Below are 8,949 nucleotides of genomic sequence, written 5' to 3'. Positions count from 1 at the left end.
GTAATTACCCAATCTCACGAGTAAATCAGCTATATTTACGAGTAAATTGCCCAAACTCACGAGTAACACAGCCAATTATACGAGTAAAACAGCTAAACTCACGAGTAAAGTGCCCAATCTCACGAGTAAATTACCCAATCTCACGAGTAAATCAGCTATATTTACGAGTAAATTGCCCAAACTCTCGTATTTATCGCCTAAATATCCTTTTCATGAAGAAAAATGAAATGAATTTCTATAATCTTGAATGAAAATGATTTTTATTATCAATAATAATAAAAAAGAAGGGTAACCAGTTGATGGTTACCCTCGATGATTTAAATTTCTGGATCAAATGTTTTGCAATCCGTTTCTTTGCTATTTGTTGCTTGATTCCCTTTATGGCTGACAACATAAATAGCATCTGCACTGCATTTGTTTCCAGAATCCCAATATTTACAATTATTCACTTCACATAGAACATCTTTTGCCATCTTATCACACCTCCTCATTTGCTATCATTAACAAAGTTGAGATTATTGATACTTTCCTTTTTCAGGTTTTTGTTAAGGCAAATTAAATTGAGGGCTTTTTTAACATTCGCAACGAACAAAAATCCGGGCAGCTTCCACCCGGATTTTTTTATGCTCATGCTGTTCTTTTCAGTAGTTCTGCTTGCGGGATTTTCCAAAGTTCCCGCCATTTTTTCAAGGCGGCAACCAGAATGATCAAGCCCAGGATTAACATGGTGATCGATAATATTCCGTTCAGGATGCTGAACCCTGCAGAGTCCGGGTTCAGGTATACGTTTCTGACCATCCAATACCCTGCTACATTAACCGTTACATATAAGTAGGCAAGGGGTACGAGGCATGTCCACATATACCAGCGTTTGTCTGCAATTTTCAATACGACGGTCGCACCGATGATGAGTCCAATCGAGGCCATGAGCTGGTTGGATACGCCAAAGAGTGCCCAGATTGAACTAATGTCCCCAGAGTAAAGCAGGTATCCCCATATAAAGCAGGCTAACGCGCTGGCGAAGATGTTACCCGGCAGCCAGTCGACCCTTTTTAATGGTTTATAGAACTCCCCGAAGAAGTCCTGGATTAAGTAACGGGCAACACGTGTCCCTGAATCGATTGCGGTTAGTATGAACACCGCCTCGAACATGATGACGAATTGGAAGAAAAACGAAGCCAGTTTGTCAAAGAAGGGAATTTCGATAAAAATATAGGTCATGCCGACAGCAAGTGTAACTGCGCCGCCTGTCCGTCCTTCCAGATTAATGCCGATTTCTTCACTAAGTTCGTTAAGGTGCACGGTTTCCATACCTAATGTTTGAAATACTTCAGGTGAAGAGTTAATCGCAAAATAATCTCCTGGCTGCAGTGAGACCGCAGCAATCAATGCCATGATGGCAACGACACATTCCACAAGCATCGCCCCGAAACCGACGGATTTGATATCACTCCAACGGTTTAACATTTTCGGGGTTGTGCCTGATCCGACAAATGCATGGAATCCTGAAATCGCCCCACAGGCGATCGTTATTGAAATGAATGGCCAAACGGGTCCGGCTACAATCGGGCCTCCGCCATTAATGAATTCGGTAAACGCTGGAAACTGGATTTCTGGATTTACCACGAAAACGCCGATAATCAATGCGGCAAAAACACCGATTTTCATAAATGTACTCAAGTAATCACGAGGTGCCAGCAGCAGCCAAACAGGCAATGCGGCGGCGAAGAAAGCATAGATCGGCAAGATGATGGCAAGTGTGCTCGCCTCAAGTGTCAATAAGTCACCAAGTGCCGTTCCTTGAATGTTCGGACCAAGTAAAATCGCGGCCATGATAAGCGCAAACCCGACGATGGTCGCACCTTTCAGATTGCCGGTTTTTTTATGGTAAAGCCCTACTCCCATGGCGATGGGAATGGTGATTCCGACTGCAAACGTCCCCCATGGATTATTTTCCAATGCATGCAGCACGACCATTGAAAGTCCTGCCATCGTGATCGTAATGATAAAAAGCATCGCGAGTCCTGTACAGAAACCTGCTACAGGTCCAAGTTCTTCTTTCGCCACTTCTGAAAGGGATTTGCCGTCTTTCCGCATCGACGCGAAAAGCACGACGGCATCATGGACGGCTCCCCCGATTACAGCCCCGATTAATAGCCATAATAAACTTGGCAAATAGCCGAATTGTGCAGCAAGGATCGGACCCACCAAAGGACCGGCCGCTGCGATGGCTGCAAAATGGTGGCCGAATGCCACCCATTTATTTGTTGGAACATAATCTTTTCCATCTTCTAATTTATGGGCCGGAGTCGGCTTCGAATCATCGAGTTTTAATACTTTAAGTGCTATGAATGTCCCGTATAAACGGTAGGCAATCATTAATATACAAATGGAGCCTATGACAATTGTAACCGCATTCATATTTGAACCCCCTCTATTTCTTACATCGTAAAATGATGATATCACAATGAAAGCGGCTTCAATGGATTTTCAAGTTATAATGCAGATATCGGGGGATGGACTGCATTATGAAGAAGGTAAAATGCAGAATTATGAAAATTTTTAAAAACCGATAAGCTGCCTTAGCTCCTTCACATATGTGCGGCTTACCGGAATGTTCGATCCGTCACTCATAATGAGATTATAAGTCGAGTTGAACCAAGGCTGTATTTCAGATATATGGGTGACATTCACGATAAAACCGCGATGCACCCGTATAAATGAGTGATTATCGAGCTTCCTTTCAAGCACGATGAGGGGCTCACCGATTTTATATTCAATTTCTTCAGTTTTAATGATCGTCTTTCCTTCCACGAGTCCTATGAACAAAATATGATCCCGGTCGATCAAAACGATCCGATCATCTATCGATACAGCCAATTTACCTGTCTGTTCCACCGCCGTACGGCTGGCTGGAGGTGCTGTCCTGGATTCGCCATTCTCGATTTGCCGCTGCTTCATGAGCTTATCTAATGTTTGCCGAATCCTTTTTTCATTAAATGGCTTTAATAGATAATCAAAGGCATATAACTCGAAAGCTTGAAGGGCAAACTCATCATAAGCGGTCGCAAAAATAAGCGAAGGTGCAGGGTCAAGTTCCGCCAATTGCTTAGCCAAATGCAAGCCATTGCCTTCTGCAAGCTCAATGTCCAAAAAGACAAGTTCGGGTTTAAGGCGCGAGATTTCCCTCATGGCATCTTCTATCCCCTCGGCCTCACCCAGGACTTCAACCTGCCTGCTTCTCTTCAATAGATATTTCAATTCATCTCTTGCCAGTGGTTCATCCTCTACGATAAATGCTTTCATCATCGTTGACATATGCTCCTTTTTCGTTGAGTGGTATTGATATTTTCACTTGTGCTCCGTGCCCCGGTTCACTTGCGATCGAGAGGCTGGCCTGTCCTTTATAGATCCCATCCAGCCGTTCACTGATATTATGAAGGGCCGTTCCTGTACCCTTAGTCGATTCTACAGCATGCTTACCCAATTCATCTATTCTCCCGTCCGAAATCCCTTTTCCGTTATCTTCCACAACAATTTGCAATGAATGGTCTTTAAAGTATGCGTGAATGATGATTTCACCTTTGCCTTTCACAGGTGGAAATGCATGGTGTACCGCATTCTCAACTAGCGGCTGTAACGTGAATGGAGGGATGAGAACTTCCTTAAGCCTTGGCTCAATGCGGTAGTCGATATGATATTTATCTGGAAAACGCGCCTGCTCCAATGATAAATAAGCGTTAACATGCTCCAATTCCTTTTCCAGCGGCACAAGAATTTGTCGGGCCCCTTGTAAATTAGAACGAAAGAAGGCACTGAGCTCCTGCAATAAATTTCTTGCCTTCTCGACATCCGTCCGGCATAGAACGGATATCGTATTAATTGCATTGAATAAAAAATGAGGATGGACCTGTGCCTGTAAGGCCTTAATTTCAGCATCCTTCAATAATTTCGTTTGCATCTCCGCTTTAGCGAGTTCCAATTGAGTGGAAAATAGTTTTGCCAACCCTTCAGCTAACTCTTGTTCCACTTGGCTTAATTTATCCGGATGCTTGAAATACATCTTCAAAGTCCCGACCGTTTTCTGTTGGACCTGCAACGGCAGGACCACGGCCGCCTCCAATGGGCATTGATCATGGAAACAATAAATGTCCTTTTTTGTTTTGGCCACGATGATTTCCCCTTGTTCAAGGGCCTTTTTCGTTAAGCCTGTCGCTATTCCCACCTTTGGGACATGGTGATCGGATGCAGCACCCACATGGGCGAGTACGCTATGTTCATTGGTTATGGCCACGGCGTCGGCTTCAGTCAGCCCCAAGATGATTTCGGCTATTCTCTTGCATGAAGTTTGATTCAGACCTTGCCGGAAATAGGGCAAAGTCTGATCCGCAATCAGGAACGCAAGATTGGTTTGTACAGCCCGCGTCCGTGCCTCGTCCCTCGTGATCGACTGAATGATGAGCATGAACAATAAAGTCCCGAACCCGTTGATGATGATCATGGGAAGTCCGATTACTTGTACGAGCTCCCACGCCCTTTCAAATGGTTTGGCCGTCACGAGGATGATGCCCATTTGGATCGCTTCCAATGCCATGCAAATGGGAAGGGCGAACCAAGGGGTGATCGTCCCATGCTTTCGGCGCCTTTTCCCCAAAAAACCCGATAAAACCCCAGCCAAAATCGCAGCGATTGCACAAGCCCCCGCCGTAAAACCCCCGAGAAAATAACGGTGGATGCCCGCAATCAAACCTACTCCCAATCCAACAATGGGCCCTCCCAGCAAACCGCCGATAGCCACGCCCATAATCCTTGTGTTGGCAATCGCGTTCTCGGGAGCAATCCCAGCATGCCAATTCCCAGGCCAATCCCACTCCGGCATGGCATGATTCCCGATTTCGATCCCTGTATAGTTACTTATGATGCCGAACGTCCCAAAAAGTGCGATAAACATGATTTTCTTGGACAAATCATGTTCATGGCCTATCATTTGCCGAAACGGTTTCATATAGGAAAGCAGGAATGCGGCGATTACGATGATTCCCACTTTTTCAAACAGCGACGGTAATAAACCAACCAAAACATTCACCCCATTTCTGGCTTTTTCATTCATCTTACACCAGCGATGAAATCCTTGTCGAATTTTGTTTTTACACCGATAATCCAAGAACATGGAAACGAACAGAGGAACCTCCATTTAATCATTTCACATTGGGGACATACGCCTTCAGATAGCATAGGGAACATACGCCTTCAGATAGCATAGGGAACATGAGAATGCAGTGGTTGGTTCAATCCCGGTATGATCATTCAAAAAAAAAGCCTATGAATACCAAGGCTTTTTAAATCACTGAGTCATTTATACAGAAACGTGTCAACATCCTCATGTAGATATTTATCAAGGTTTTCGTCATAGAAATTCCTGACAGATTCTGTGCATTTGTTTTATGTTATTGCAACATACCACTGTAAAAACTAAAAAATCACATCTTCGGGGATAAAGAAATAGCTGATAATCTGTATATAAATGTTTCTGAGATCGTAATTATATAAATAAACGGTTTGAAGAATTGGATATAACTTCCAGATCATAATTCATCTGCTTGTACTATGAAACTAAATTTTCATCCCTGCGAAATGGGATTTTTTATGTTTACTCGAAATATGCTAGGTGTTAAGAAGGATGAAGCTTGTCTTATGTTAAAATTTAAAGGAATGGTATAATTTTTTTTTGCTTGATAAACAGGTAATCATTATTCAATGGAGGTAACACAATAGCTGAAGATATGCCTTCTGTTTATGTGGAAAAACTAAAAAAGAGTATAGGGCTGCACAGCACATAGATATAAAAGATATTGTGGACTTACTTTCAATAAAGTAAATAAGATGGAGGCGATTATTATGTTGGTAGTTACCACAGAAAATATTGAAGGTTACAAAATTGTAGAAGTGAAAGGACCCGCCTTTGGTCTAATTGTAAGAAGCAGAGGGATTGGCGGCGATATCATGGCAGGGTTAAAATCCTTAGTAGGCGGAGAAATCAAGCAATATACAGCTATGCTTGAAGATTCAAGAAAAGAAGCTATGGACCGTATGATTAAAAATGCCAATCAAATGGGCGCAAACGCAATTGTAATGATGAGATATGATTCTGGGGAAATCGGTAAAAATATGAGTGAAATCGTTGCATATGGAACTGCCGTTATTGTGGAGGCAATATAATGAAATTCATCATAGGGTACTATATATTACAAATTGTTATAGTTATCTTATGCATTTTACTTGGATACTTTATCTATGATAAACGGTTTAAACGTAATCACGGTGTAAAAGTTCCTGACGGATTTCAGCGGACAGATGAAGTAAATATGGACCCTGTGACTGGAGAAAAAACAAGAGTGTATTATAATCCTGAAACAGGTGAACGCTTTTATAAAAAAGAAAAATGATTATAAAAAGCCACGTTTCATACAAAAACGTGGCCTTTTATAATGCTATACTTAATGCTGATTTTATAGATGATTCCCGTTAAATCAGCATTCATGGGTAAAAACTGGGACCAAACCGCTTCACGGATGGGTCATCTAATTTTTATCCTAATTTGTGTTGCAAATTATTTTTGCATTACGGGCTTATAGTGCCCGGGGATGTTTTGTGCTGAAATGGCCAATCTGTTCCAGCCGTTGATCGTGATGATGATGGTAACGAGATCGATATATTGTTTTTCATCAAAATGAAGGCGGACCCGCTCATACAGTTCATCAGGTACCCCGTTTGCAGAAATGGCCGTGACCGCTTCCGTCAATTCCAGCGCTGCCCTTTCCGGTTCAGAATAGAATGGTGATTCACGCCAAGCACTCAAGCAGTATATTCTTTGTTCCGTTTCACCCATTGCCCGGGCATCCTTTGTATGCATATCCAAGCAGTACGCACAGCCATTGATTTGAGACGCGCGAATTTTAATCAATTCGATTAATTTGCTATCGATTTCCGTTGTTTTCTTGTACTCCTCCAATCCCATCATTAATTTGACCACTTCCCGATTTGTCTTCATGTAGTTAATGCGTTGTTCCATGTCTATCTCCTCCATTAAACCTTTTTGGTTCCACTTATAAGACAAAATAGGGGTTTGATTCGTGACATACGAAAAAGAGAGCCCGTTATGAGCCCTCCGTCTACCCTATTATGGAATAGGAACATGATTTAATTTATCGGGATTGGTAACAATAAAGATTTTTCGGATATTTTTTTGCTGTGAATCCAATTCAAAGCAGATGACTTTGACAGGCTTTCCTTCTTTCATTTGCAAAATTCCTTCCTGACCATTGACCATCACCGGAAGAAGTTCTCCTATGAAACTTCCTTTAGCAGACACTCCTGTAAGAAAGGAGAATACGCGCTGTTTGTTTACAATCGGATTTAAGGCAGATAGCACTTTTCCTCCGCCATCAGTAACAAGGACAACATCTTCTGTAAGGATATCCAAAAGCTCCTCAAAGTTTCCTGTCGTAGATGCCTTTATGAATTTTTGTGCCAATAGATCGACATGTTTCGTATCCCCCGGATGGACTGGCAGATCATTCTGTAATTTCCGCTTAGCCCGGCTGTAGATCTTTCTGCAGTTCACTTCATTCTTTTCCAGCATTTCGGCAATATCTTCATAACTGTAAGCGAATGCTTCTCTAAGCACGAAAACCGCTCTTTCAATAGGTGAAAGCTGTTCCAGCAAAACGAGGAAGGCATATGCAACCGTTTCATCCGTTACAACTTTATCTAAAGGCTGATCTGTTTCGTTTACCCGAGGTTCAGGCAGCCAAGGTCCTGTGTAAACCTCCCTTCTCTTACGGGCAGAATTTAAAAAGTTCAGACAGCGATTAGTCGTCATTTTCGCAAGATATGCTTTCATGTCCTTAATTTGTTCGGTATCAAGCTTAAGCTGCAGGAATAAATCATGAACGATATCTTCTGCGTCGGTAACAGATCCAAGCATCCGGTATGCGATGGAAAAAAGAAAAGGTTGATATGTCTTATATAATGTATCCAACTCCACTTGCTTCACCTATTTTCTATCAAATTCATTTTTTTGTATGTCATCTTTCCATAACTATTCTCTAAGCCAATCATTTTTCCTTCCTAACCTGGTTTAAAGCATACAATCTACTACTTAAAAAGAACAGCCATAGAGCTGTTCCCAGAAAAATCGATAATTTTTCCCAATTACGGATCCAATTACGGATCCTCATTTATCAAGGTGCTTCATACCAAACGATATCGTCAAACATTTTTACAACCCGCGGTATGAAGCCTTCTTCATATTCTTCCGGGTATTGAAATATCGCATAGTAAACCCGGTCGCCATGCTGAAAAACCGACACTGTACCCAATATTGAATTACTGCCCTGCTGACTAATGTCAAATTCGACCTCAGACCAATCAAAACGGTTAGGCCTATTATCAGATCGCTGTTTAATCTCAAAGTCGTTGCTAATCACCACTTCCCTCGCAAACTCCTTCTTTTCTTCTATTGTCGCATTCGTACCCTCCCTTTTCGAAAATATCTGAACTTTGGCATCCTCATTTCTCTGGCCTGCAAAATTTGCAAAAACAATCATTGCATCTCCTTCACCAGAACTAGCCTCTTCAACGACCATGTCATCCACGATGTAGGTTGAGAATCCCAGTGCCTGACTATGATGAAGCCTGAATTGAAATGATTCTTCCATACCTTCTAAAATGATCATATCCGTTTTCGTATTTGGCCGAGCTTTTGTCGGACCATCGACCGATTCACCTGGAGGATTTTCATCTTGCCCGCCGGTTTGCTTAGGTTTATCATTTGGCTTTTCTGAAATTGGTGGAGATTCCTTATTTCCCTCCTGGACTCCGTTACAAGCACTAAGTCCTGTTACCAAAAAAACGGCTGCCAAAATAAACAATATCTTTTTCATTGGA

Annotated in this window: 9 protein-coding genes; 2 read left to right on the top strand and 7 right to left on the bottom strand. The window is 42.2% G+C overall.

Translation table 11 applies throughout. From position 1 onward, the window contains the following. Positions 1 to 317: 317 nt before the first annotated feature. The 4 genes from ACFVSH_RS08745 to ACFVSH_RS08730 form a co-directional block, all read right to left on the bottom strand. Positions 318 to 473, bottom strand: coding sequence for a DUF1540 domain-containing protein (locus ACFVSH_RS08745; RefSeq protein ID WP_192206472.1), 156 nt, complete (start codon positions 471 to 473; stop codon positions 318 to 320). 154 nt (positions 474 to 627) lie between these two features. After that, complete coding sequence (gene cstA, locus ACFVSH_RS08740) at positions 628 to 2,421, bottom strand: carbon starvation protein CstA (protein WP_387705591.1); 1,794 nt, start codon at positions 2,419 to 2,421, stop codon at positions 628 to 630. A gap of 141 nt (positions 2,422 to 2,562) precedes the next feature. After that, on the bottom strand, positions 2,563 to 3,309 hold the full coding sequence (locus tag ACFVSH_RS08735) for a LytR/AlgR family response regulator transcription factor (RefSeq protein WP_387705589.1): 747 nt from the start codon (positions 3,307 to 3,309) through the stop codon (positions 2,563 to 2,565). After that, positions 3,281 to 5,086, bottom strand: coding sequence for a LytS/YhcK type 5TM receptor domain-containing protein (locus ACFVSH_RS08730; protein WP_387705603.1), 1,806 nt, complete (start codon positions 5,084 to 5,086; stop codon positions 3,281 to 3,283). The genes ACFVSH_RS08735 and ACFVSH_RS08730 overlap by 29 nt, the downstream gene beginning before the upstream one ends. Positions 5,087 to 5,898: 812 nt before the next feature. Here ACFVSH_RS08730 and ACFVSH_RS08725 point away from each other — a divergent pair. Continuing rightward, positions 5,899 to 6,219 (top strand): YbjQ family protein, encoded by a 321-nt coding sequence (locus ACFVSH_RS08725; protein ID WP_144528821.1) that lies wholly within the window; start codon positions 5,899 to 5,901, stop codon positions 6,217 to 6,219. Next, on the top strand, positions 6,219 to 6,446 hold the full coding sequence (locus ACFVSH_RS08720; protein ID WP_387705587.1) for a hypothetical protein: 228 nt from the start codon (positions 6,219 to 6,221) through the stop codon (positions 6,444 to 6,446). The genes ACFVSH_RS08725 and ACFVSH_RS08720 overlap by 1 nt, the downstream gene beginning before the upstream one ends. 164 nt (positions 6,447 to 6,610) lie before the next feature. Here ACFVSH_RS08720 and ACFVSH_RS08715 read toward each other — a convergent pair whose 3' ends face one another. From ACFVSH_RS08715 to ACFVSH_RS08705, 3 genes are all read right to left on the bottom strand, one after another. After that, entirely contained in the window at positions 6,611 to 7,072 is a 462-nt protein-coding gene (locus ACFVSH_RS08715; RefSeq protein ID WP_192206477.1) for a carboxymuconolactone decarboxylase family protein, read from the bottom strand. A gap of 108 nt (positions 7,073 to 7,180) precedes the next feature. Continuing rightward, positions 7,181 to 8,047 (bottom strand): RNA polymerase sigma-70 factor, encoded by an 867-nt coding sequence (locus tag ACFVSH_RS08710; RefSeq protein WP_387705585.1) that lies wholly within the window; start codon positions 8,045 to 8,047, stop codon positions 7,181 to 7,183. A gap of 196 nt (positions 8,048 to 8,243) precedes the next feature. Beyond that, positions 8,244 to 8,945, bottom strand: a complete 702-nt coding sequence (locus ACFVSH_RS08705; RefSeq protein WP_387705583.1) for a hypothetical protein — start codon at positions 8,943 to 8,945, stop codon at positions 8,244 to 8,246. Positions 8,946 to 8,949: the final 4 nt, after the last annotated feature.

This window comes from Peribacillus sp. NPDC058002 (assembly GCF_042886655.1).
In the GTDB taxonomy this organism is placed as follows: Bacteria; Bacillota; Bacilli; order Bacillales; family DSM-1321; genus Peribacillus; species Peribacillus aracenensis.
Note: the sequence above shows the minus strand (reverse complement) of the source record. Positions and strands in the feature narration are given on the sequence as shown.

Bases quoted from the DNA above. Each gene is read 5' to 3' on its own strand.
- ACFVSH_RS08735 (WP_387705589.1), bottom strand. From the start codon at position 3,309: ATGATGAAAGCATTTATCGTAGAGGATGAACCACTGGCAAGAGATGAA.
- ACFVSH_RS08715 (WP_192206477.1), bottom strand. From the start codon at position 7,072: ATGGAACAACGCATTAACTACATGAAGACAAATCGGGAAGTGGTCAAA.
- cstA (WP_387705591.1), bottom strand. From the start codon at position 2,421: ATGAATGCGGTTACAATTGTCATAGGCTCCATTTGTATATTAATGATT.
- ACFVSH_RS08745 (WP_192206472.1), bottom strand. From the start codon at position 473: ATGGCAAAAGATGTTCTATGTGAAGTGAATAATTGTAAATATTGGGAT.
- ACFVSH_RS08720 (WP_387705587.1), top strand. From the start codon at position 6,219: ATGAAATTCATCATAGGGTACTATATATTACAAATTGTTATAGTTATC.
- ACFVSH_RS08705 (WP_387705583.1), bottom strand. From the start codon at position 8,945: ATGAAAAAGATATTGTTTATTTTGGCAGCCGTTTTTTTGGTAACAGGA.
- ACFVSH_RS08725 (WP_144528821.1), top strand. From the start codon at position 5,899: ATGTTGGTAGTTACCACAGAAAATATTGAAGGTTACAAAATTGTAGAA.